Source organism: Pseudomonas sp. TH34, assembly GCF_016650865.1.
Classification (GTDB): Bacteria; Pseudomonadota; Gammaproteobacteria; order Pseudomonadales; family Pseudomonadaceae; genus Aquipseudomonas; species Aquipseudomonas yamanorum.
Genome location: NZ_JAEKFB010000019.1, coordinates 54,043 through 77,247, shown reverse-complemented (window position 1 = coordinate 77,247; position 23,205 = coordinate 54,043). Strand labels below are relative to the sequence as shown.

Sequence of the window (23,205 nt, the reverse complement as noted above, 5' to 3'; positions counted from 1 at the left end):
GTTGTGTCAGTTAGGTGTAGTTTCTATTTCGTCATCTGCATATGGGTCGCGATGACCCAGTTCTGCAAGCAACGTTCGTTCCAGCGCTTCCATTTCTTCGGCTTCGTCATCGTCTATATGGTCGTAACCCAAGAGATGCAAGCAGCCGTGGATGACTAGATGGGCCCAGTGGGCCTCAAGTTCCTTGCCCTGTTCCTTCGCTTCACGCTCGACCACTTCGACGCAGATCACCAGGTCGCCCAGCAATGGGATATCCAGCAACTCGTCGGGGACGTCAGCGGGAAAGGACAGCACGTTGGTCGCGTAGTCTTTTTGTCGCCAGGTGTGATTCAGTTCACGGCCTTCGGGCTCGTCCACCAGGCGAATGGTCAGTTCCGAGTCGGCGGTGCGCTGGCGCAGGGCCAGGGCGCACCATTGGCGGAACTGTTCTTCGCTGGGGGCGGGCGCTTCGGTGGCCAGCTGCAGGTCAAGCTCAAGCATCGTGGCGAGTGTCCTTGGCCGGTTGGTCATCGCGGTGTTCGAAGCGCTCGTAGGCTTCGACAATGCGCTGCACCAGCGGGTGACGGACCACGTCTTTGGGCATGAAGTGGGTGAAGCTGATCCCCGGCACGTCCTTGAGCACGTCGATCACCTGGGCCAGGCCCGACTTGGTGCCTTTGGGCAGGTCGACCTGGGTGACGTCGCCGGTGATCACGGCCGTTGAGCCGAAGCCGATCCGGGTCAGGAACATTTTCATCTGCTCGACGGTGGTGTTCTGGCTTTCGTCGAGGATGATGAAGCTGTTGTTCAGCGTCCGACCGCGCATGTAGGCCAGCGGGGCGATCTCGATCACCTGGCGCTCGATCAGCTTGGCCACGTATTCGAAGCCGAGCATCTCGTAGAGCGCGTCGTAGAGCGGGCGCAGGTACGGGTCGATCTTCTGGGCCAGGTCGCCGGGCAAAAAGCCCAGTTTCTCGCCGGCTTCCACCGCCGGGCGCACCAGCAGGATGCGTCGCACCTGCTCACGCTCGAGGGCGTCGACCGCACAGGCCACGGCCAGGTAGGTCTTGCCGGTACCGGCCGGGCCGATGCCGAAGTTGATGTCGTTACCCAGGATCTCTTTGACGTAGCGCTGCTGATTCAAGCCGCGAGGGCGAATCATGCCTTTCTTGGTGCGCAACGCGACGCTGGCTTCGGCTACCGGGTTATTCGCCAGGTCTTCCACGGCGGATTCCTGCAGGTACAGGTGCACCGTTTCCGGCGACAGCTCGCTACCTTTGGTTTCCCGGTAGAGGCGGCGCAGAAGGTTTTCTGCCGAGGTGGTGTGTTGGGGTTCACCAATAAGCTCGAATTGATTGCCGCGGTTGCGGATCTCGATGCTCAGGCGTTGTTCGATCAGGCGCAGGTGCTCGTCGAACTGTCCGCACAGATTGGCGAAACGGCGAGCCTCAAAGGGCTCGAGGAGGAAACGATGTGGTTCTATGGGTGCGTTCAAGGTCGTTTTTAGCCGCCCTGGGGCAATTAAGATGAAATCAAGGATAACGCCAGTGGCGCGGGTACGAAAGCACTTATATAGCCCGGGCCCGCTCTCAAGAACAACGGGGATCCACTGTGGGAGCTGGCTTGCCTGCGATGGGGCCGGCACGGCCGAAATATATGCTGCCTGTTATATCGCAATCGCAGGCAAGCCAGCTCCCACATTTGATCTTCATTTGGCTTGAGAACCGGGATCTTAGTTAATCAGCGAGCCGCGCAGCGAGTGCGGTTGTGCCGCGTCAATGTGCACGTCGGCGAACTGCCCGATCAGTGTCGGATTATCGCAGCGGAAGTTGACGATCCGGTTGTTCTCGGTCCGGCCCTGCAATTCGCCAGGGTCTTTTTTCGAGTAGTCGGTCACCAGGATGCGCTGGGTCGAGCCCACCATCTGTCGGCTGATCTCGAAGCCTTGTTGGTTGAGGCGATGTTGCAGGGCGTTCAAGCGCTCTTTCTTCAACGCTTCCGGGGTCTCGTCCGCCAGATCCGCCGCAGGGGTGCCCGGGCGCTGGCTGTAGACGAAGGAGTAGGAGAAGTCGAAACCAACGTCTTCGATCAGCTTCATGGTCTGCTGGAAATCTTTCTCGGTCTCGCCCGGGAAGCCGACGATAAAGTCCGAGCTGATGCAGATCCCCGGCACCGCCGCACGCAATTTGCGCAATTTGGATTTGTATTCCAGGGCGGTGTGGTTGCGCTTCATCGCCGAGAGGATGCGGTCCGAGCCCGATTGCACCGGCAAGTGCAGGTGTTTGACCAGTTCCGGCACTTCGGCGTGGGCCTGGATCAGGCTGTCGGAGAATTCCAGCGGGTGCGAGGTGGTGTAGCGAATCCGCTCGATCCCATCGACGGCGGCGACTACGCGGATCAACTCCGCGAGGTCCGCCAGGCGCCCGTCATGGGTCTGGCCGCGATAGCCGTTGACGTTCTGCCCCAGCAGGGTCACTTCACGCACGCCGTTCTCGGCCAGGTGAATGATCTCTGCCAGTACGTCGTCGAACGGGCGGCTGACTTCTTCACCGCGGGTGTAGGGCACCACGCAGAAGGTGCAGTACTTGCTGCAGCCTTCCATCACCGACACATAAGCGCTCGGGCCGTCGATACGCGGCTCGGGCAAATGGTCGAATTTTTCGATTTCCGGGAACGAGACGTCGACTTGCGGCAGCTTGGTGATGCGCGCGGCGTCGATCATTTCCGGCAGGCGGTGCAGGGTTTGCGGGCCGAACACCACGTCGACGTACGGTGCGCGGTCGCGAATGGCGGCGCCTTCCTGGCTGGCCACGCAACCGCCGACGGCGATCACCATGTCCGGGTTGGCCAGTTTCAGTTCGCGCCAGCGGCCCAACTGCGAGTAGACCCGGTCCTGGGCTCGCTCGCGGATCGAGCAGGTATTGAGCAGGATCACGTCGGCGTCTTCAGCGCGGGCGGTGACTTCCAGGGCCTGATGTTCACCCAGCAGATCGACCATGCGCGAGCTGTCGTACTCGTTCATCTGGCAACCGTGGGTTTCGATGTAAAGCTTCTTGGCCATGGGGATCGTCAACTGGTGGTAAAGAACCGCGCATTATAGGGGGCATGCCGATAGGTTCCTAGCACTGTGCATCGGACGCCATGCTATAGTTCGCGCCCTCTTTTATATCCCCCGATGTGTTACCCGCCCACCATGACCAAACGTGAAGCTCCAATCTACAAGGTGATTTTCCTTAACCAGGGCCAGGTGTTCGAAATGTACGCCAAGCAGATCTATCAAAGTGATCTGTGGGGCTTCCTGGAAGTGGAAGAGTTCGTCTTTGGCGAGCGCACACAGTTGGTCGTCGACCCGGGCGAGGAAAAACTCAAGGCTCAGTTCGAGGGCGTGGTGCGCAGTTTTGTGCCGATGCATTCGATCGTGCGTATCGATGAAGTCGAGCGCCTGGGCACGCCGAAAATCAGCGAAGCCCGTGGCATGAGCAATGTCATGCCGTTTCCGATGCCGATGCCTGAGAAGTAAGGCTTAAGACCGCGTCGACCCCTTCGCGAGCAAGCCCGCTCCCACATTCGACCGAGTTCCACCTTTGGAATACAGTCGAATGTGGGAGCGGGCTTGCTCGCGAAGGCGGCAGTAAAGGCGCTACAAAACTCAGGGCAGTGGCGAAAATGGCGAGCTGCCATCTGCGCTCTGCAGTTCCTGCAGGTAGTTGCGGAAAATCTGTCCCAGTACCTGGGTTGCCACTTCCAGTTCGTCCCGCTGCATGTGTTCGGCCACTTCATCGGCCGTGTCCAGCGCATCTTCGGCGCCGTTGACCGCCGCCATTTTCAGCACGATATACGCCTGAACGTTATTGGCCGGTACGCCTTCGCCGTGGAAAAACATGGTGCCCAGCTGGAATTGCGCCTGGGCGTGGCCCTGCAACGAGGCTTTCTCGAAGTAGCTCAAGGCCTTGTTGAGGTCGCGTGCGGGGTTTTTACTGTCGTAGAAGTACTCGCCCAACTCGTATTGTGCCTGCGCATCCCCACCGTCGGCCTGTTTCTGGCACGCGCTCAGGGCTTCGGCCTGGCTTTCTGGCTGGGTATTGAGGGTGCAACGACCCATCGCTGGGATTAACAACGAGTTGCCGCCTGCCTGGGCAAACGCCAGCAGCGGCTGAAGGAGCAACAGGCAGCCCAGAACCAGGGTGCGGCCGGTGCGTTTCATGGGAATCGACTTACCTCTGACGGGGCGCGGGACCCACGGGGGGATCCAATAAGCGCGCATTATGAAATAAGCAGGCACCTGCTTACAAAGTCTTTACTCGTTTTTCTGCTGCGTGGGCAAGTTATCTGCCGGATTGCAGGTGAATTCTCGAAAAAAGACGGAAATGCCTGTAAGCAAAGTAGCAAATCTGACGCCGCCAGGGGCGACGTCGGATTTTTGCGCCGCTTATTTCAAGGCGGCGAAGGCGCGCTCGGCGGCATCGAGGGTCAGTTTCAGCTCGGCATCACCGTGGGCGATCGAGGTGAAGCCGGCTTCAAAAGCGCTCGGGGCGAGGTACACGCCACCTTCCAGCATCAGATGGAAGAAGCGCTTGAACAGGTCGGCATCGCTGCCCATCACGTCATCGAAGGTGACGATGTCGTCAGCGCCGCTGAAGTACAGGCCGAACATGCCGCCCGCCTGGGTGGTCACGAACGGAATGCCGGCCGCATCGGCGCGCTGTTGCAGGCCGTCCAGCAGGCGAGTGGTGTAGTCGGTCAGCTCGGCGTGGAAGCCCGGGCGGCTGATCAGGCGCAGGGTGGTCAGGCCGGCGGCCATGGCCAGCGGGTTACCCGATAGGGTGCCTGCTTGGTACACCGGGCCCAGCGGCGCGATGTGCTGCATGATTTCGCGCTTGCCGCCGAAGCAGCCCACCGGCATGCCGCCACCGATGATCTTGCCGAAGGTGCTCAGGTCCGGCGTCACGCCGTAGTAAGCCTGGGCGCCGCCGAGGGCAACGCGGAAACCGGTCATCACTTCATCAAAAATCAGCACGACGCCATGCTTGTCGCACTGTTCCCGCAGGCCTTCCAGGAAACCCGGCGCCGGCGGCACGCAGTTCATGTTGCCGGCCACCGGCTCGACGATGATGCACGCCACTTCCTGGCCGACTTCGCTGAGCATCTGCTCGACGGCAGCGATGTCGTTGAACGGCAGGGTCAGGGTGTGTTTGGCAAACGCGGCCGGTACACCGGCGGAGCTCGGTACGCCTTGGGTCAGCGCGCCGGAGCCGGCCTTGACCAGCAGGCTGTCGGAGTGGCCGTGGTAGCAGCCTTCGAACTTGATGATGCTGTCGCGACCGGTAAACCCACGGGCCAGGCGAATCGCACTCATGGTGGCTTCGGTGCCGGAGCTGACCATCCGCACCATCTCCATGGACGGCACGATGGAACAGACCAGGTCGGCCATCTCGGTTTCCATGGCGGTCGGTGCGCCATAGGACAAGCCGTGTTGCAGCTGCTGGCGCACCGCGTCCAGCACGTCGGGATGGCTGTGGCCGAGGATCATCGGGCCCCACGAACCCACGTAGTCGACGTAGCGCTTGTCATCTTCGTCGGTGACGTAGGCGCCTTCGGCGTGTTTGAAGAACAGCGGGGTGCCGCCAACGCTCTTGAACGCTCGCACGGGGGAGTTCACACCGCCGGGGATGTGTTTCTGGGCATTGGCAAACAGGGTTTCGGAACGGGACATGATCGGGCTCTCTGAAATCGATTATTGAGGCTTGAGCAATTCGTTGAAGGCGCGGGCGCGGCGTGTGACTTCCTGGGTGCTGTCGGCACCAAACAGGCCGTGGACTACCGCCAGCAGGTCGGCACCGTGGGCTACCAATGGCTCGGCGTTTTCCAGGGTGATGCCGCCGATCACGCAGATCGGCAGGTGCAACCGCGCGCGGGCCTGGGCCAGCAGTTCAACGGTGGCCGCCGGGGCGCCGGGCTTGGTGTTGGAGTTGAAGAAGCGGCCGAAGGCGACGTAACTGGCGCCCTCCTTGGCAGCCTGCTCAGCCAGTTCGATCTGGCTGTGGCAGGTGGAGCCGATGATCGCCTTGGAGCCCAGCAGCGCACGGGCCGGGGTCAGCGGGCCGTCGGTCTGGCCCAGGTGCACGCCGACGCCGAGGCGCGCGGCCAGTTCGGCGTCATCGTTGATGATCAGTTGCGTCTTGTAGCGCGAGCACAGCTCCCGCAGTTTTTCGGCTTCCCGCAGGCGGCGCGCTTCGTCGCTGCTTTTATCGCGGTATTGCAGCAGGGTCACGCCACCGTCCAACGCCGCTTCGACGTAGGCCAGGAACTTGCCGGCCAACAGTTGGCTGTCGGTAATGGCATAAAGGCCACGTAGTTTCATCGGGCAGGCCTCTTGGTGTTACGAGCAGAAATCCAACGGCAGACGACGAGGCACGAATTGCCCCTGGCCGAGTTGTTCAGCGTCACGCAGGGTGCGCCAAGTGTAGTTGAGGGCCGATTGCACCGCGCTGACCAAACCTTCGCCTTGTGCCAAACGACCGGCCAGCGCGCTGGCCAGGGTGCAGCCGGAACCGTGATAGCTGCCGGGCAGGCGCTGGCAGGTAAAGGTCTGGTGCGTGCCGTCGCGGCTGTAGAGACGGTTGTGCACTTCGTGCTCGTCGCCATGGCCGCCGGTGATCAGCAGGTGCTTGATGAAAGGCAGCAGTTTCGCGGCGCACTCGTCCGCCGAGCCTTCGGGCAGTTCGGCGAGGATGCGGGCTTCGGGCAGGTTCGGCGTGGCAATCAGCGACAGCGGCAACAGCCGCTCGCGCATGGCGTAGCCAACCTCGTCCTTGCCCAGGCTGCCGCCGCCACCGGCGCGCAGCACCGGGTCGCAGACCACCGGCAGATGCGGGTGCGCCTTGAGCAGTTCGACCACAGTGTCGACCATTTCCAGGGAACCGAGCATGCCCAGTTTCACGGCCGCCACTTCGGAATCGCCGAGCACGGCGTTGGCCTGGGCCAGCACCCACTCGCGGTCCAGCACGCGGAAATCGCTGACGTTGACGGTGTTCTGCACGGTCAACGCGGTGACGGCCGGGGCCGCATGGCAACCCTGGGCGAGCAGGGCTTCGATATCTGCCTGCAAGCCGGCGCCACCACTGGGATCATGGCCGGAGAGACAGAGGACAACGGGGCGAGAGCTGTAGATATTCATGGTGCGCGAGCTTACCACCAAACGCTTTTTGGGTGGCTGTCGGGCGATGGTTGAATTTTTAACGGATGAACAGGCTTAAATGGCTGTTTGCTATCATCGTAGAAAGCAGGTCAAATGCTCTGTAATGCCCGCTCTAGAGCCTTTCAAAAAATTATTTCAATGGTGTCTTTTGGCCTGTAATGGCTATGCTAGAGTGGATTAAAACCAATAACTGTATCGCCGGTATACGTCTACTCAAAAGGAATGGAGGCTTTTGACATAACCGGACAGGTCACGCTGGGGCTCTATGCGCTATTTGCTGATGTTACTGTTGAGCGGGCTGCCGATGCTGGCCGGCGCAGTCGAGTTCAACGAGTCCACCTCCCGCCTGCCCCTGGGCCAAGTGATGCAAGTCCTTGAAGACCCAACGGGTGCCCTGACGATTGGCGATATCAGCTCCCCGATCCTGGCCAGCCGCTTCAAACCCCATGACAAAGCCACCCTGAATGCCGGCTATTCACGCTCGGTGTTCTGGCTCAAGATCGACCTTCATTACCGTCCCAAAAACCCGGATGCCTCGCGCAACTGGCTGCTGGAACTGGCCTATCCGCCGCTGAACCAACTGGAGCTGTACCAGCCCGACAGCGTCGGCAACTATCGACTGGTGTCGCGCACCGGCAGCATCCTGCCGTTTTCCAGCCGCGAAATTCGTCAGAGCAACTACCTGTTCAAGCTCGACTTTGCGCCGGACCAACGAGAAACCCTATACCTGCGCCTGCAAAGCCAGGGCTCGATCCAGGCGCCGCTGACCCTCTGGTCGACCACCGCGTACCTCGAAGAACAGCCATTGCGCCTCTATGTGCTGGGTGTGATCTACGGCGTGTTGCTTGGCATGCTGATCTACAACCTGTTCATCTACCTGAGCGTGCGCGACACCAGCTATCTCTATTACATCCTTTATATCGCCTCGTTCGGCCTGTATCAGCTGTCGGTCAACGGCGTGGCCGTGCAGTACTTCTGGCCCAACAACCCATGGTGGGCGAATGCGGCGGTGCCGTTCCTGATCGGTTCGGCGGCGCTGTTCGGCAGCCTGTTTGCCCGCAGCTTCCTGCACACCGCGCTTTACAGCCGCTGGATCAACCGGCTGCTGGTGGCGCTGGCCGTCTGCGGCGCGGGAGTGATGGTGCTGGCGCTGTTCACCAGCTATGCGCTGGCGTTGCGCCTGGCCACCGGGTTGGCGCTGGTGTTCACCGTGACCATCTTTGTGGCAGCCATCAAGGCCTGGTATTGCGGCCAGCGGATGGCGCGCTATTTCATCATCGCCTGGACCGCGTTCCTGTTGGGCGGTGTGGTCAATACCATGATGGTCCTGGGCTACCTGCCCAATGTGTTTCTCACGATGTACGCCAGCCAGATCGGCTCGGCACTCGAAGTGGCCTTGCTGTCCCTGGCCCTGGCCGACCGGATCAATTCGATGCGCGAGCAACAGGCGCAAATCCTGTTTGATGCCAGCCAGAAGCTCGAAGTGCTCAACACGCAACTGGCTCGCAGCAACCAGCTCAAGGACGAATTCCTCGCCACCTTGACCCACGAATTGCGCACTCCGATGAACGGCGTGATCGGCTCCCTGGAGTTGATGCAGACCGAGCCGCTGCCGGGTGACCTTGCGCAGTACCATCAAACCGCCGCTGGTGCGGCGCGCGAGATGATGCGCATGGTCAACGGCATCCTCACCCTCACCGAATTGCAGGCCGGGCGCCTTAGCCCGCAACCCCAGGTGTTCAGCCTGCGCGGGTTGCTCGACACCTTGCGTCAGCAGTTTGCCGCCAGCGCCCAGAGCAAGGGCCTGGAGTTCTCCATTGATCTGGCGGAGGACCTGCCGGACCGCATCAACGGTGACGCCGGCAAGTTGGCGCAATGCCTGGATTGCCTGTTGGACAATGCCTTCAAGTTCACCCACGAGGGTTCGGTACGTGTGCGGGTGGTTGGCGTGCCCCAGGCGGACGGAACCCTGCGCCTGACCTTTATTGTCACCGACACCGGCATCGGTTTCGCCTACCTCGATGAAGCGACCCTCTATCAGCGCTTCTTCCAGCTCGATGGCTCGACCACTCGCCGATACGGCGGCATGGGTATTGGCCTGGCGATCTGCCGGCAATTGATCGAGTTGCTCGGAGGTCGCCTTACGCATAATTCCGAGCCGCGACGCGGCAGTCGCTTCCAGCTGGAGCTGGCCGTCAGCCCGGTGCATCCTGAGCCCGTACGACGAGTGCCGCAGGCGCAACGTACGCCTCAGGAGTGCACGGTGTTGCTGGTGGACGACAACAGCGTGGCGCAATTGGTGGTGCGCGGCATGTTGCTCAAGCTCGGTTACCGCGTGAAAACCGTCGACAACGGACCGGCTGCCCTGGCGCTGTTGCAGAGTGAATCCTTCGATGCGGTGCTGCTGGATGTGCCGGAGGGCGGGTTCTCGCTGTGTTGCCAGATCCGTGCATTGCCTGGCTGTGGCGAGCTGCCGGTGATCGCCTTGAGCACTTCATTGCAAGCTCCGGAGCGTGAGGGCTGTCATGGTGTGGGTGTCACTGATCGAGTGGCCAAGCCAGTACGCTTCGAGGCCTTGCAGCTAGTATTGCAACTGCGGTTGTTGCATATGGTCGAGGGTGAAAGCGCCGCCACTTAGGCGCTTATGCCACTTTTTTAACCCGGTTGACGGTGCTTAACTGAAATTCAGGCCTCAATGAACGTGGCCTTTTTTCAGGAGGCCCGTCATGAACCTGCACCAGTTCGCCGAAACCCACGACGTCACCAACCAGCCACCGTCCCTGGACGGCACCAACCTGTACCGTATCGATCTCCCCCTGCAAGAATGGTCCCGGCGCTTTGGGGCCGGCTGGGCCGAGCAGCGTATCGATACCTACGGTGCCTTGGCAGGCGGGCCGCTGATGGAGGCCGGTTTCCTGGCCAACCAGAACAAGCCGGTGTTCAACAGCCATGACCGTTTTGGTCATCGTATCGACCTGGTGGAATTTCATCCGGCCTACCACGAGCTGATGCGCACCGCCGTCGAGCATGGCCTGCCGTCGTTGCCGTGGGCCCACCCACAATCCGGCGCCCATGTGGCCCGCGCGTCCATGACTTACCTGCACAGTCAGGCCGAAGCCGGCACCGGCTGCCCGCTGACCATGACCTTCGCCTGCGTGCCGGCCCTGCGTTTGCAGCCGGACCTGGCTGAAACCTGGCTGCCGAAAATCCTCGCCACCAAATACGACCCGCGGAACGTCGGCATCGCCCACAAGGCCGGCGCCACCATTGGCATGGCCATGACCGAGAAACAAGGCGGCACCGACGTGCGCGCCAACACCACCCGCGCTTACCCGGTGGGCGCCGGCGGCCCGGGCCAGGCGTATGAGTTGGTGGGACACAAGTGGTTCTGCTCGGCGCCGATGTGCGATGGCTTCCTGACCCTGGCCCAGACCGACAAGGGCCTGACCTGTTTCCTGTTGCCCCGGCACCGCCCGGATGACACCCGCAACGAGTTCTACATCCAGCGCCTGAAAAACAAGCTCGGCAACTGCTCCAACGCTTCCAGCGAAGTGGAGTTTCGCGGGGCGCTGGCCTGGATGATCGGCGAAGAAGGGCGCGGCGTACCGACCATTATCGAAATGGTGGCCATGACCCGTTTCGATTGCATGGTCGGCTCCAGCGCCTTGATGCGCCAGGCGCTGACCCAGGCCAGCCATCATTGTGCCCACCGTCTGGTGGGCGGCCGGGTGCTCAGCGAGCAACCACTGATGCAAAACGTACTGGCCGACCTGGCCCTGGAAAGCGAAGCGTCCCTGGCCTTGAGCATGCGCATGGGCCGCGCGCTGGACCATCTGGATAACGAACAGGAAGCCAAATTCGCTCGTCTGGTAACGGCGGTGGGCAAGTATTGGATCTGCAAACGCGCCCCGGCGATGATCAACGAAGCCGCCGAGTGCATGGGCGGGGCCGGGTATGTGGAGGACAGCATCCTGCCGCGTTTGTACCGTGAGGCGCCGGTCAATTCCACGTGGGAAGGTTCCGGCAATGTGCAGTGCCTGGATGTGCTGCGGGCCTTGTCGAAAGAACCCGGCGTGCTGGAAGCGTTGTTTGTCGAGCTGGGGGATGGTCGTGGTCACAAGCACCTGGCGCGGCACATCGAGCAGTTGAAGTCGGCCTTTATGGACACCCAGGACATCCAGTACCGTGCCCGACAACTGACCGAGGACATTGCCGTGGCGTTGCAGGCCAAGTTGTTGCTGGAGGCGGGTAATGCCAGTGTGAGTGATGGTTTTATCGCCAGCCGACTGGGTGAGTCGTCTGGCCGGGTCTATGGCACCTTGCCGCGCGGTGTGAATGTGGAAGCGATTGTCGCGCGCTCGACACCTCCTTTTTCCTGAGCAAGCCCGCTCCCACATTATTGATCGCATTCCAATTCCGGTGTTCCAGTGCGCCAGGGATACAGGCAAGATGAAGGCCTGCAAGTCAGAACACAGGATGCTTACCGTGACCGAAGCTTTTGTTGTCGTTCAAACCGCCGAAGAAGCCGTGGATCGGCTGGCGGCTCTCCATGAGCGTGCCACTGGCGCGCTCAATCAAGCCCTCAAGCGCTACCTCAAAGACCGCGTCGAACCCGACGCCGAACAACGTGCGATGTTTCGCTACCCGGAACTTCGCCTGACCTACCTGGTGCAGGGCGAAGTCCCACAGACCACCCGGGCGTATGCCAAGGTCCAGTTGCCGGGGACCTACAGCGTCACCGTCACCCATCCGTCAGCCTTCCGCAAATACCTGCTGGAGCAACTGGTGCCGTTGATGCATGACTTCACCGTGACGGTGGAAGTGGGCGTCAGCCAGCAGAACATTCCCTACCCGTACGTGGTGGAGCAGGGCGATGAACTTGCCGGCTCCGGCGTGACCGCCGCCACGCTGGCGCGGGTGTTCCCGAGTACCGACCTGTCCGCCGCCACCGATGGCATTGCCGACGGTCTCTACGATTGGGAAAACACCGATCCGCTGCCATTGGCGCTGTTCGATGCCGCCCGTGTCGATTTCTCCCTGCGCCGCCTGGTGCACTACACCGGCAGCGACTGGCGCCATGTGCAGCCGTGGATTTTGCTGACCAACTACCACCGCTACGTTGACCAGTTCATCGTGCATGGCCTGGAGCAGTTGCGCAGCGACCCACGCTTTATCCGCATGGTGCTGCCGGGCAACGTGATCATCGACAAGAGCATGGACCACGGCGAAGCGTCTGCCATCGCCGCGGGCGTGGTCTGGCACCGCTACCAGATGCCGGCCTACCATTTGCAGGCCAGCGATGGCCACGGTGTCACTCTGGTGAACATCGGCGTCGGCCCGTCCAACGCCAAGAACATCACTGACCACCTGGCCGTACTGCGCCCGCATTGCTGGCTGATGATTGGTCACTGCGGCGGCTTGCGCCAATCCCAGACCATCGGCGACTACGTGCTGGCTCACGCCTACATGCGTCGCGACGGGATTCTCGACCGGGTCGTGCCGCCGAATATCCCGATCCCGGCCCTGGCCGAAGTGCAGATGGCCTTGCAGCAAGCGGCAGCCAACGTCACCGGCGAGAAAGGCGAGGAGCTGAAAAAGCGCCTGCGCACCGGCACCGTGTTGACCTACGACGACCGCAACTGGGAGCTGCGTTGGGCCCAGGAGCGTCCGCTGATCAACCTGTCCCGCGCCGTGGCCGTGGACATGGAAAGCGGCACCATCGCTGCCCAGGGCTACCGCCTGCGGGTGCCGTACGGCACGTTGTTGTGTGTGTCGGACAAACCGCTGCACAGCGAGATCAAGCTGCCAGGTTCGGCCAACGCGTTCTATGAGCGTGCGGTCAGCCAGCACTTGAAGATCGGCATCGAGGCGGTGGATCTGTTGCGCACCGAACTCAACTCGCTGCACTCGCGCAAACTACGCAGCTTCGACGAGCCGCCGTTCCGCTAAACGGTTGGGATGGTTATTTAACGGTCAGGCCACTAGCATTGTCGGTCCTGACCGTTAGATGTTCCTTTGCCATGTCCCGTCCTGCCCGTCCCGTTTCCCGCCGCCTTGGTGTGAAAAGTCCGCAAACCTCGTCAGCCCCGCGTCGTGTCGCCAAGGCACCACCGGCCGAGCCCAAGTTGATCCTGTTCAATAAACCCTTCGATGTACTGACCCAGTTCAGCGACGAAGGCGGGCGCGCGACCCTCAAGGATTTCATCGACATCCCCGGTATTTACCCGGCCGGACGCCTGGACCGTGACAGTGAAGGCCTGTTGCTGCTGACCAATGACGGGCAGTTGCAGGCGCGCATCGCGGACCCCAAGCACAAGCTGGCGAAAACCTATTGGGTGCAGGTGGAAGGCGAGCCGACCGAGGAACAGCTGCAACGCCTGCGCGACGGCGTGGAACTCAACGACGGCATGACCCTGCCCGCCGGGGCCCGACAACTGGACGAGCCGCAACTGTGGCCGCGCAACCCGCCGGTGCGGTTTCGCAAGAGCGTGCCCACCTATTGGCTGGAGTTGGTGATTCGGGAAGGGCGTAACCGCCAGGTGCGGCGCATGACGGCCGCGGTTGGTTTGCCGACGTTGCGTCTGGTGCGGGTGCGCATTGGTGACTGGTCGATCGACGGCCTGGATCAAGGCCAATGGAAGGAAGTGCCGGCGCGCTTATAAGGCGCCGGACTCGATCAGGCCGATCACCACGCTCTTGATGATGAACGCGGCGACGCCCAGGCCCAGCACGAAGAACAGGATCATCGAGCCAAAGCGCCCGGCCTTGGATTTCTTCGCCAGGTCCCAGACGATAAAGCCCATGAAAATGATCAGGATGCTGACCAGGCCGGTCATCATCCATTCTTCAAACACGGCGGGATCAATCGAGTTCATTGGGTGGTTTCCGGCTGGGGCAGGCGCCGATTATACGCCAGGGCAATCGGCGCGACATTGACCTGCGTCGGTCTGTGGGAGCTGGCTTGCCTGCGATTGCATCACCTCGGTGTCTCGGAAAGACCGAGTCGTTTGCATCGCAGGCAAGCCAGCTCCCACATTTGTTCCGCGCTGGTCTTAAGTACGCAAGTGGGTCAGCGGCAACTCGGTGCTGTTGAGCACCTGGTTCAGCACAAAGCTTGAGCGCACGCTGGTGACGCCTTCGATGCGGGTCAGGTGCCCCAGCAGCAGTTTCTGGTAGTGATCCATGTCTGGCACCACCACCTTCAGTTGGTAATCGGCGTCCATCCCGGTCACGAGGCTGCACTCCAGCACTTGCGGCAAGGTGCGGATGGCGGCTTCGAAGTTCTCGAAACGCTCGGGTGTGTGTCGGTCCATGCCGATCAGTACGTAGGCCGTGAGACTCAGGCCAAGCATCTTGCGGTCGAGCAAGGCGACCTGACGGGCAATGTAGCCGTCGTCTTCCAATTGCTTGACCCGGCGTGAGCACGGCGAAGGCGACAGGCCGATCCGCTCGGCCAACTCCTGGTTGGAGATCCTCGCGTCGCGCTGCAATTCCGCCAAAATACTCAGGTCGTATCGGTCAAGTTTGCTCATGGGGCTGGCCTTTGTCGTAACTATTGCGGCGAATTATCTATCCAGGGTTAAAAATTGCGCAAGCACTGTTTATTGACGCAATCTTCGCAATCATCTGTCCGGGCCTGGGGCGTAAAGTTATCAACAGAATCACCGCCCGGACATACAGTCCACTGCAGCCCGCTCATACCGCCGGCTGCGGCCGCCAACCCCACAGGGTTGCCCCGGCCCCCGGGCTGCACACTGTCCACAAGACGGCGTGAGGTGAGCCAACGTCAAAAGCGTTGAGCCAGGACGAAGTTCTCAAGGGGCGACCGACGGGTCGCCCCTTTTTATTGCCTGCGAAAATAGTTCTCGTGACTGATAACCTGTCGCAGAACCGGGCCCCGGTTTTCCAGTCTTACGTGTAGGCCCTAATCCGCAGTGAGGAATAGCATGAAGCGCATCTGGCGTTTGGCAGGTGTTGGTTTGCTGATGGTCACCGTTGGTGCGCAAGTGATGGCCGACGAACAGCCACGCCCTGAAGGCGGTGGCCAGCATGAAAAAGGCCCGGAAGGGCATCCAGGCAATAATCAGCCTCGGCCGCAGAACAACCAGCCTCGACCGCAAAATAATCAACCGCGTCCCGAAGCCCCTCGTCCCGAGAACAATCAGCCGCGTCCGCAGAACCCGCATTTCGAAAATAATCAGCCACGGCCGCAGAATGAGCATTTTGAGCGGCCTAATGGGGGTGGCCAGTGGCAAGGTCGCCCGCAAGGCAACCAGCAGCAACCCCCGCACCCGGCACCTCAGCCGGCGAATAACCTGCCGATTCAGGGGCGCCCGGATACCGTGCGCCAGACCCAGGAACCACGTCCCGGCAACTATCAGGACATTCCGCGTCGCAACGATGGCAATCAGCATTGGCAGGCCGGCAATGGTGGCCAGGGTGGCCCCGGCCGGCCCGGCTTCAATGGCGGTGGCAATAACCATCCCAACGATCACCGCTGGCCAGGTCGCCCCGACGGGCACGGCAATGGCTGGGGGCCCGGCCCGCAATACCGTCCGGGTTATATCGTCGACCGCTTCCCCGACCGCAATTACCGCGTGCCGTACCGTGGCCAGGACTACTTCTTCTCGGGTGGCTACTGGTATCGCCCACAAGGCCCGCGTTATGTCGTAGTGGCGCCACCTTACGGGATCCGCGTGCAATACTTGCCGGACTACGCGCGGGAAGTATGGGTAGGCAGTGCGCTGTTTTTCCTCGCCGCCGGAGCCTATTACACCTACGAAGAAAGCACTCAGCAGTACGTGGTGGTCGAGCCTCCGCCTGCCGCGCCAGCGCCGCAGCCAGTGCCCCAGGGCAATGGGTATGACGTGGTGGCTTACCCGGCCAACGGCCAGTCACCGGCGCAAGTCCAGCAAGATGGTTACGACTGCTATCGCTGGGCCGTGCAACAAAGTGGTTTTGACCCGAGAACCGTCACCTACGCACCAGACCCGGCCGTGGTGCAAACCTACCGCCAGGCCCAGGGCAACTGCCTGAGCAGTCGCGGGTATCAGGTGCAGTACTAGGGCTTCTCGCCCTTGACCACTTCCTGCGGGTCGGCGTGCACCAGCACTTCGGCTCGCGGGTAGGCTTTGTGGATGGCATCGGCGGCCTGGTCGCTGATGCCGTGCGCCACGGACAGACTCAATTCCCCCGGTAATTCCAGGTGCAACTGCACAAACCAGTGGTTGCCGGAAATCCGCGTGCGCAAGTCATGGGCACCCAGTACGCCGGGCACGCTGCACGCCAGCTCCAGCATGTGCTGGCTGACATCCGGTGGCAGTTCCTCGTCCATCAACACCGAAAAACTTTCCCGGGCGATCTGGATGGCGCTCCACAAGATGTAGGCCGCGATGCCCAGGCCGAACCAGGCGTCCACCTGGTGAAAACCGAATGCCGCCATCACCAGCGCCACCAGGATACTGCCGTTGAGCATCATGTCTGAGCGGTAGTGCAGCGAGTCGGCGCGGATGGCGTTGGAGCCGGTTTCGCGGATCACCCGGTGTTGCAGGATCAGCAGCGCCGCGGTCAGCGCCAGGGACAGAATGATCACGCCGATGCTCAGCCACGGCGCGCCCACAGGTTCCGGATGCTGCAGGCGCTGGAACGCCTGGAACGCAATCAACACCGCACTGCCGGCGATAAACAGTGCCTGCGCCATACCCGCCAGGGACTCCGCTTTGCCGTGGCCATAACGGTGATCGTCATCGGCCGGGCGCAACGCGTAATGCACGGCCAGCAAGTTGAGCAGCGAGGTGATGCCGTCGAGCAGCGAGTCGGTCAGCCCGGCGAGCATGCTCACCGAGCCGCTGAGCCACCAGGCGATGGCCTTGGTCACAATCAGCACACAGGCCACGCCGACAGAAGCGCGGGTGGCCAGGCGCAACAGCCGGGCGTGTTCGGGACTGGTGGTCATGGGGTCAGTCAGTCCTTAAGCGGCAGGTTGCAGGCCCAGGGTGGCGAGCTGTTGCACGCTGCCCTTGAACTGGATCATGCGTGGGTCGTCCAGCGGCAGGTTATGGCCGGTTTCTTTCTGAATGATGGTTTGCAGCTTGGCGTTGTCGACCTTGCCGTCGGCGCCGATGGCTTGCTGGAGTTTTTCCGGGGCCACCTGGGCGGTTTTGCCTGGTTCGAAATAAATCGCGCCGGTGGCGAAGTCGACACCGAAGGCGATCAGGCCCGGGATCACGTAGAACAGCAGGCCGACCGCATCGAGCACGGCAATTGCCGGGTCGATCTTGCCGTCGATCTGGCCACGGCGGTCGGGGTAGAAAATCGAGCCGCACGCCGTCAACTGGCTCAGCAGGGTGACGGCCAGAACACCGCCGATGACACGGGAAGCAACACGCATGGGACTCTCCTTGAACATAATGAAAGTGACTATAAGCCAGTCTACAAGGCGACGATGATCAAATGTGGGAGCTGGCTTGCCTGCGATGGCGGTGGTTCAGTGTCAGGTGTGTTGGCTGACACACCGCTATCGCAGGCAAGCCAGCTCCCACCTTTGACCGCATTCCAGTCAGGACAGGGCCGTGTCGTTGAGACCACCACCGGCACCCGGCAGTTCGCCGTTATACTCGCCGCTCTGCTTTGGAGCCAGTATGAATTCGTTGCCAATCGATGACGTTTTACCCGCCCTGCGTGACGCCTTGGCGACGCGCCATGAAGCCGTGCTCGAAGCACCGCCCGGCGCCGGTAAAACCACACGGGTGCCGTTGGCGCTATTGAATGAACCCTGGCTGGCCGGGCAAACCATCTTGATGCTCGAACCCCGCCGCCTGGCCGCCCGCGCAGCGGCAGAAAGGCTCGCCAGCGAACTGGGGGAAAAGGTCGGCGAAACCGTCGGCTACCGCATTCGCCTGGACAGTAAAGTCGGCCCCAATACGCGGATCGAAGTGGTCACCGAAGGCATCCTCACTCGCCGCTTGCAGGATGATCCGGCACTGGACGGTGTTGGCTTGCTGATCTTTGACGAATTCCACGAGCGCAGCCTGGACGCCGACCTGGCGCTGGCCCTGAGCCTCAATGGCCGAGACCTGTTTCGCGACGAGCAGCCACTGAAGATCCTGCTGATGTCCGCCACCCTGGAAGGCGAGCGCCTGGCCGGGTTGCTGGACGACGCACCGATCCTGCGCAGCGAAGGGCGCATGTACCCGGTGCAAATGCGCTGGGGCCGGCCATTCCAGCCCGGCGAATTTATCGAGCCGCGGCTTGTGCAGACCATCCTTGAGGCCCTGCACGATGAGACCGGCAGCGTGCTGGTGTTCCTGCCGGGCCAGGCGGAGATTCGTCGGGTCAATCAGCAATTGGCTGATGCACTCGGCGATAACCCCGATGTGTTGCTGTGCCCGCTGCATGGCGAACTGGACCTGGCGGCCCAACGCGCCGCCATCGACCCGGCGCCCGCCGGCAAGCGCAAAGTGGTGCTGGCCACCAACATTGCCGAGACCAGCCTGACCATAAACGGAGTGCGGGTGGTGATCGATGCCGGGCTGGCGCGGGTCCCGCGTTTTGACCTGGGCAGCGGGATGACCCGCCTGGACACCCAGCGCATCTCCCGCGCCAGCGCCACTCAGCGTGCCGGCCGGGCAGGGCGACTGGAGCCGGGGGTGTGTTATCGGTTGTGGTCCGAGGATCAGCATGAAGGACTGGCGGCCTATTCCAGCGCGGAAATTCTCTCGGCGGATCTTTCCGGTCTGGCGCTGCAATTGGGCCGCTGGGGCGTGGCGCCGACTCAGTTGGTGTGGCTCGACGTGCCGCCCACCGCCGCTTATGCACAGGCTCAGGATTTGCTTGAGCGATTGGGCGCATTGAGCGATGCCAAGCTGACCCCCCACGGCCAGAAAATGGCCGGGTTACCCGCGCACCCGCGTATCGCTCATTTGCTGTTGCGAGGTCAGGATTTGGGCCTGGCTAACATGGCCTGTGACGTGGCGGCACTGTTGGGGGAGCGCGATATCTTGCGCGGCGCCGGTGCGGATTTGCACAGTCGCCTGGCGTTGTTATCCGGCGAGGAAAAAGCCCGTGGCACCCAGGGTGGCGTGCAGCGCGCCAAGCAACTGGCCCGGCAATACCGTAGTTATTTAAGAGGCAAGGCTGAGCAACCGGTCGCTGATCCCGACCACCCGCGCTGGCTCGGCGCGTTGCTGGCGCTGGCCTACCCGGACCGTGTGGCTCAGCAACGCCGTGCGGGCGGTGCTGAATACCGCCTGGCCAACGGCCGTGCCGCGCTGTTCGCCGAAGCCGACAGCCTGATGAAACAACCCTGGCTGGTGATCGCCGATCTGGGCAGCCGCCAGGGCCAGCGCGAAGAACGGATTTACCTCGCGGCGGATTTTGATCCGGCGCTGTTCGACTCGGTGTTGGCCGAGCAGGTGCGTAATGTCGACCAGCTTGACTGGGATGAGCGCGAAGGCGTGCTGCGGGCCGAACGCCAGCGCAAGGTCGGCGAACTGGTGATCAGCCGCGAGCCGCTGACTGGCCTCGACGAGGCTGCCCGCAGTCAGGCGCTGGTCAACCTGGTGCGGCGCAAAGGCCTGGAACTGCTGCCCTGGACCCCGGAACTGCGCCAATGGCAGGCGCGGGTGATGCTGCTGCGTGATCTGGATGCCGGCAAGGCCAGTGAATGGCCAGATGTCAGTGACAGCGCCCTGCTCGCCAGCCTGGAACACTGGTTGATGCCGTACCTGGGCAAAGTGTCGCGCCTGAGCCATTTTTCCAATCTGGATATTTCCAGCTTCCTGCATAACCTGCTGCCGTGGCCGTTGCCTGCGCGGTTGGACGAGTTGGCGCCGCATCATCTGAAGGTGCCGTCCGGCTCGTCGGTGCGGCTCGACTACAGCGAGCAGCCGCCGATTCTGGCGGTGCGTTTGCAGGAGTTGTTCGGCCTGGCGGACACCCCACGGATCGCCGGCGGGCGGCAGGTGGTCAAGCTGCACCTGTTGTCACCGGCAAGGCGCCCGGTGCAGGTAACCCAGGACCTGGCCAACTTCTGGCGCAGTACTTATGCCGAGGTGAAGAAGGACTTGAAAGGGCGGTATCCGAAGCATTACTGGCCGGATGATCCGTTGATCGCTGAACCGACTGCCCGGATCAAGCCGAGAAAGTAAGCGCGATGAAGATCAACTGTGGGAGCTGGCTTGCCTGCGATGCAGGCAACTTGGTTTTTCAGTAGCACCGCGGCGATGCTATCGCAGGCAAGCCAGCTCCCACACCATTTTGCAGTGTTAGTTACTGCGCGGCCGGCAACAGGAATCGCGCAATCACCGGCAAGTGATTGGAGATAAGCACCGTATCGCTCTGTCGCACCTTGCTCTCGACCTTTTTGATACGCGAACTGTAGAACAGGTAGTCCAGCGTACGATCCGGTCCGTCCACGGTCGGGTCATTCGGGAAATACGTCAGCCATTTATCCCGATCAATGCCGCTGGATTGGCTGTTGCTCGGGACCATCGGGTACTTTTCCCACAGCAGGTGCAGCTCACTGTCCGGTGAATATTGCCCGCGTTTGCCGGCGTCCAGGCGCAGGAATTGCCCCAGCGGCAACAGGTTGAAATCCCCACCCATCAGCCATGGCGTGCCACGGCTTTCGAATTTATCCACCAGCTTGACGGTCGCCTTCACTTGTTCCAGCACCGCGTTGTGCCCGGGGGCCGTGCCGTCCAGGCGGGTATTGAGCACGGCCAACTGGCCGCCGTCGCTCAACGGCAGGTAGGTCAGCAATAACGCGGGTTTAGCCTGAAATTGACGGCTGATCAGGCTGGCGCGGGCCACGGGCAATTGCAGGCGCTCGGCGTGTTCGATCTGATAGCGGCTCATGGTCACCAGCTTGCGACCGACGCTGCCGAAGATGTGCAGGTCGGGCACGAAGTCGGCTTTCCAGTCGAAGGCCTGGGCGCTGCACGGGTAGAGGTCGGCCAGGCGTTCCTGGAGCAAGGCCAGTTGGTCCTGGTAGCTGGACGGCTTGGCGCCTTCGTCGACTTCCTGCAACAGCAGGATGTCGGGCTGTTCGTCGCGGATCACCCTGGCCACTTCGTCCAGGCTTGAAGCCATGTCCTCAACGGTAGGGCGGTCGTCCGGGCCACTGCCGTCCGGAGTGTCGTACCAGAACACGTAGTTCTTGCCCGCCAGGTACTGCACGTTCCAGGTCATGACTTTGAGCGCCTGGCCCGGCAGCAGCGTCGGCGCTCGGGGCGCGACGCAGCGGATGGGCAGGGTTTCCTTGTCCGCAGGGCGCCAGGTCAGGCTGTAGATCAAGCCGGTCAGCAGGGCCGCGAGGATCAGCAGGCCCAGCAAGGTAATGCGCAGTAGTCGGGTCATCGGCTCGGCTTATGGCGTTGCAGGACAAGGCCCGGAGCATATCACCGCGCGTCGGCGTCGCCACCAATCAACATGAACAGGCGGAACAACACTACGCTGGTGAACAGCTGCAGGAAGCTTTGCGCGCTGTCCATCAGTAGGCCCAGCAGCGGGTTTGGGTCCGGATAGACTGCCACGCTGGCGCCCTTGAGCAACCACAGTGGGGTCATGACGCACAGCAGGCACACCAGGATGCGCCAGAAATGCCCACGGGTCAGACGCATGCTTTCCTTCATGGCCGACAGCGCCGACATGCCCCGCAGTACCAGCAAGTATTCGGCGAAGGCCAGCACCACCATCAGCCACAAGCCCGGCAGGAAATACAGAGACAGGCCCAGCAGGATCAGCAGCGTGCTGACTGCCGTCAGCAAGGCGAAGCGCGGCCACAGGGTCAGGGCCATCGCCAGCACATCCAGGGTGCGCGGTGATTCGCCCCGGGTGCGGGCGTCGAGGAACAGGATCAGTGCGCCGGTGTACAGCGGATACACCAGCAGCCCGACGATCACGCTGTAGCCGGGAAATGCATCAGGGCCGAGGGTGTGGTCGAGCACCTGTTGCAGCAGGGCCTCGAGGATCACCAATGGCAGGCACAACTGCACGATGGCGCCCAGGTTGCGCTTGAAAAAGAAGAAGGAGTCGCGCAGTACGTCTAACGGATTCATCAGGGTCTTCACAGGCCGAAAAGCAAGGGCGTTACTTTAACCGATCATGAGCAGATGCAAGCAAACGTAAACCTTGCGTAAAGACCATTGAAACAATCAGTAACAGCCCCATAACTAGGCTGTACCTTGCACATCGTGCGCAAGGCGAAGATTTCTACCGGCAATCTAACGAGGTCGCCATGAACAGCGAAGAGCAAACCCTGATCGATGGACTGTTTTCACGGTTGCAGCAAGCCGAAACGGACTCAGCCCCCCGCGACGCCCAGGCTGAAGCGCGGATCAAGGAGCACGTCACTCGCCAACCGGCCGCTGCGTACTACATGACCCAGTCGATTCTGGTGCAAGAGCATGCAATCAAGAGCCTTGATGCGCAGAACAAGCAGCAGGCCCAACAAATCCAGCAATTGCAGGACGAACTGCAACAGGCCAGGTCCCAGGCGGCGCAGCCTGCACCGAGCAGTGGCGGTTTCCTGTCGAGCATCTTTGGTGGTGGCTCCCGCGACCCGCAGCCTGCCCAGAGTGCGCCTGCATCTTCCGGGGGGGGCTGGCGTGAACCGGCGCGTCCGTCGTTTGGTGGCCAACCCGCGCCACAGCAGAACTACGGTGCCCCACAGCAGAATTACCAGCAGCCACAACAGGCCCCCGCAGCGCCAATCGGCAGCGGCTTCCTCGGCGGCGCACTGAAAACTGCAGCCGGCGTGGCCGGTGGTGTGATGCTGGCAGAGGGCATCAGCAGCCTGTTCAACCACAGCTCGCAGCAGCCGCAAGTGGTGGAAGAAATCATCCGCGAAGAACCGGTGCCGGCCAGCGACAACGGCAATTGGGGTAACGACGACCAGAAATTTGCCGGCAACGACAGCTGGGGCAGCGACAACGGCTCCGACAGCTTCGCCGACAACGACTATTCCGACGACTCCTCCTCCTTTGGCGACGACGATTCCTTCGTCTGACCCACACTCAACCGGGGCG

At 61.9% G+C, this 23,205-nt stretch carries 21 protein-coding genes; 8 read left to right on the top strand and 13 right to left on the bottom strand.

Features of this window, described 5'->3' with window-relative positions; translation table 11 throughout:
• Window positions 1–6: 6 nt before the first annotated feature.
• The 3 genes from ybeY to miaB all read right to left on the bottom strand — a co-directional run bounded on the left by ybeY (window position 7) and on the right by miaB (window position 3,040).
• Window positions 7–480, bottom strand: a complete 474-nt coding sequence (ybeY, locus tag JFU58_RS13165; RefSeq protein ID WP_017476241.1) for an rRNA maturation RNase YbeY — start codon at window positions 478–480, stop codon at window positions 7–9.
• The gene (locus tag JFU58_RS13160; protein WP_201140872.1) at window positions 473–1,474 is read right to left on the bottom strand and encodes a PhoH family protein; all 1,002 of its coding nucleotides are present in this window, start codon (window positions 1,472–1,474) and stop codon (window positions 473–475) included. Before JFU58_RS13160 ends, ybeY begins: the two co-directional genes overlap by 8 nt.
• Before the next feature lie 237 nt (window positions 1,475–1,711).
• A complete protein-coding gene (miaB, locus tag JFU58_RS13155; RefSeq protein WP_029292236.1) occupies window positions 1,712–3,040 on the bottom strand; it encodes a tRNA (N6-isopentenyl adenosine(37)-C2)-methylthiotransferase MiaB in 1,329 nt (442 codons plus the stop codon).
• A 132-nt stretch (window positions 3,041–3,172) separates the two neighbouring features.
• On the opposite strand from miaB, the gene JFU58_RS13150 reads away from it, so the two are divergent.
• Window positions 3,173–3,499, top strand: coding sequence for a DUF1820 family protein (locus JFU58_RS13150; protein WP_003215457.1), 327 nt, complete (start codon window positions 3,173–3,175; stop codon window positions 3,497–3,499).
• 129 nt (window positions 3,500–3,628) lie between these two features.
• Here the strand turns inward: JFU58_RS13150 and JFU58_RS13145 are convergent, their stop codons facing one another.
• From JFU58_RS13145 to JFU58_RS13130, 4 genes are all read right to left on the bottom strand, one after another.
• On the bottom strand, window positions 3,629–4,183 hold the full coding sequence (locus tag JFU58_RS13145) for a tetratricopeptide repeat protein (protein WP_017476238.1): 555 nt from the start codon (window positions 4,181–4,183) through the stop codon (window positions 3,629–3,631).
• Window positions 4,184–4,408: 225 nt separating this feature from the next.
• Window positions 4,409–5,692 carry a glutamate-1-semialdehyde 2,1-aminomutase gene (gene hemL, locus JFU58_RS13140; RefSeq protein ID WP_063026923.1) on the bottom strand — a complete coding sequence of 428 codons (1,284 nt, stop codon included), beginning with the start codon at window positions 5,690–5,692 and terminating at the stop codon, window positions 4,409–4,411.
• A 21-nt stretch (window positions 5,693–5,713) separates the two neighbouring features.
• Window positions 5,714–6,340, bottom strand: a complete 627-nt coding sequence (gene thiE, locus JFU58_RS13135) for a thiamine phosphate synthase (protein WP_017476236.1) — start codon at window positions 6,338–6,340, stop codon at window positions 5,714–5,716.
• An 18-nt stretch (window positions 6,341–6,358) separates the two neighbouring features.
• A complete protein-coding gene (locus JFU58_RS13130) occupies window positions 6,359–7,156 on the bottom strand; it encodes a hydroxymethylpyrimidine/phosphomethylpyrimidine kinase (protein ID WP_026077821.1) in 798 nt (265 codons plus the stop codon).
• 286 nt (window positions 7,157–7,442) lie between these two features.
• Here JFU58_RS13130 and JFU58_RS13125 point away from each other — a divergent pair, with 286 nt between their 5' ends.
• The 4 genes from JFU58_RS13125 (at window position 7,443) to JFU58_RS13110 (ending at window position 13,839) form a co-directional block, all read left to right on the top strand.
• Complete coding sequence (locus JFU58_RS13125) at window positions 7,443–9,815, top strand: hybrid sensor histidine kinase/response regulator (RefSeq protein WP_093204772.1); 2,373 nt, start codon at window positions 7,443–7,445, stop codon at window positions 9,813–9,815.
• 88 nt (window positions 9,816–9,903) lie between these two features.
• Complete coding sequence (locus tag JFU58_RS13120) at window positions 9,904–11,556, top strand: acyl-CoA dehydrogenase family protein (protein WP_201140871.1); 1,653 nt, start codon at window positions 9,904–9,906, stop codon at window positions 11,554–11,556.
• Between the two features lie 70 nt (window positions 11,557–11,626).
• Window positions 11,627–13,126, top strand: a complete 1,500-nt coding sequence (gene amn, locus JFU58_RS13115) for an AMP nucleosidase (protein ID WP_172834544.1) — start codon at window positions 11,627–11,629, stop codon at window positions 13,124–13,126.
• Window positions 13,127–13,197: 71 nt separating this feature from the next.
• Complete coding sequence (locus JFU58_RS13110; RefSeq protein WP_242488266.1) at window positions 13,198–13,839, top strand: pseudouridine synthase; 642 nt, start codon at window positions 13,198–13,200, stop codon at window positions 13,837–13,839.
• Here JFU58_RS13110 and JFU58_RS13105 read toward each other — a convergent pair.
• Both JFU58_RS13105 and JFU58_RS13100 read right to left on the bottom strand, forming a co-directional pair.
• Entirely contained in the window at window positions 13,834–14,043 is a 210-nt protein-coding gene (locus JFU58_RS13105; RefSeq protein ID WP_026077819.1) for a DUF2788 domain-containing protein, read from the bottom strand. The two genes, JFU58_RS13110 and JFU58_RS13105, sit on opposite strands and share 6 nt — an antisense overlap.
• Window positions 14,044–14,229: 186 nt before the next feature.
• Window positions 14,230–14,709: an Lrp/AsnC family transcriptional regulator gene (locus JFU58_RS13100; protein ID WP_003194418.1), complete on the bottom strand. Its 480-nt coding sequence runs from the start codon at window positions 14,707–14,709 to the stop codon at window positions 14,230–14,232.
• A gap of 414 nt (window positions 14,710–15,123) precedes the next feature.
• Here JFU58_RS13100 and JFU58_RS13095 point away from each other — a divergent pair, with 414 nt between their 5' ends.
• Window positions 15,124–16,242 carry a DUF6515 family protein gene (locus JFU58_RS13095; RefSeq protein WP_093204786.1) on the top strand — a complete coding sequence of 373 codons (1,119 nt, stop codon included), beginning with the start codon at window positions 15,124–15,126 and terminating at the stop codon, window positions 16,240–16,242.
• Here JFU58_RS13095 and JFU58_RS13090 read toward each other — a convergent pair.
• Together JFU58_RS13090 and JFU58_RS13085 are read right to left on the bottom strand one after the other, a co-directional pair.
• A complete protein-coding gene (locus JFU58_RS13090; protein WP_063026935.1) occupies window positions 16,239–17,132 on the bottom strand; it encodes a cation diffusion facilitator family transporter in 894 nt (297 codons plus the stop codon). The two genes, JFU58_RS13095 and JFU58_RS13090, sit on opposite strands and share 4 nt — an antisense overlap.
• A 15-nt stretch (window positions 17,133–17,147) precedes the next feature.
• Window positions 17,148–17,567: a hypothetical protein gene (locus JFU58_RS13085; protein WP_017476229.1), complete on the bottom strand. Its 420-nt coding sequence runs from the start codon at window positions 17,565–17,567 to the stop codon at window positions 17,148–17,150.
• A 250-nt stretch (window positions 17,568–17,817) separates the two neighbouring features.
• On the opposite strand from JFU58_RS13085, the gene hrpB reads away from it, so the two are divergent.
• On the top strand, window positions 17,818–20,325 hold the full coding sequence (gene hrpB / locus JFU58_RS13080; protein WP_201140870.1) for an ATP-dependent helicase HrpB: 2,508 nt from the start codon (window positions 17,818–17,820) through the stop codon (window positions 20,323–20,325).
• A 121-nt stretch (window positions 20,326–20,446) separates the two neighbouring features.
• Here the strand turns inward: hrpB and JFU58_RS13075 are convergent, their stop codons facing one another.
• Window positions 20,447–21,535, bottom strand: coding sequence for an endonuclease/exonuclease/phosphatase family protein (locus JFU58_RS13075; RefSeq protein ID WP_201140867.1), 1,089 nt, complete (start codon window positions 21,533–21,535; stop codon window positions 20,447–20,449).
• A gap of 41 nt (window positions 21,536–21,576) precedes the next feature.
• Complete coding sequence (locus JFU58_RS13070; protein ID WP_063033890.1) at window positions 21,577–22,236, bottom strand: YciC family protein; 660 nt, start codon at window positions 22,234–22,236, stop codon at window positions 21,577–21,579.
• Between the two features lie 179 nt (window positions 22,237–22,415).
• Between JFU58_RS13070 and JFU58_RS13065 the strand changes: the two genes are divergently transcribed.
• Window positions 22,416–23,186: a DUF2076 domain-containing protein gene (locus JFU58_RS13065; RefSeq protein ID WP_201140866.1), complete on the top strand. Its 771-nt coding sequence runs from the start codon at window positions 22,416–22,418 to the stop codon at window positions 23,184–23,186.
• Window positions 23,187–23,205: the final 19 nt, after the last annotated feature.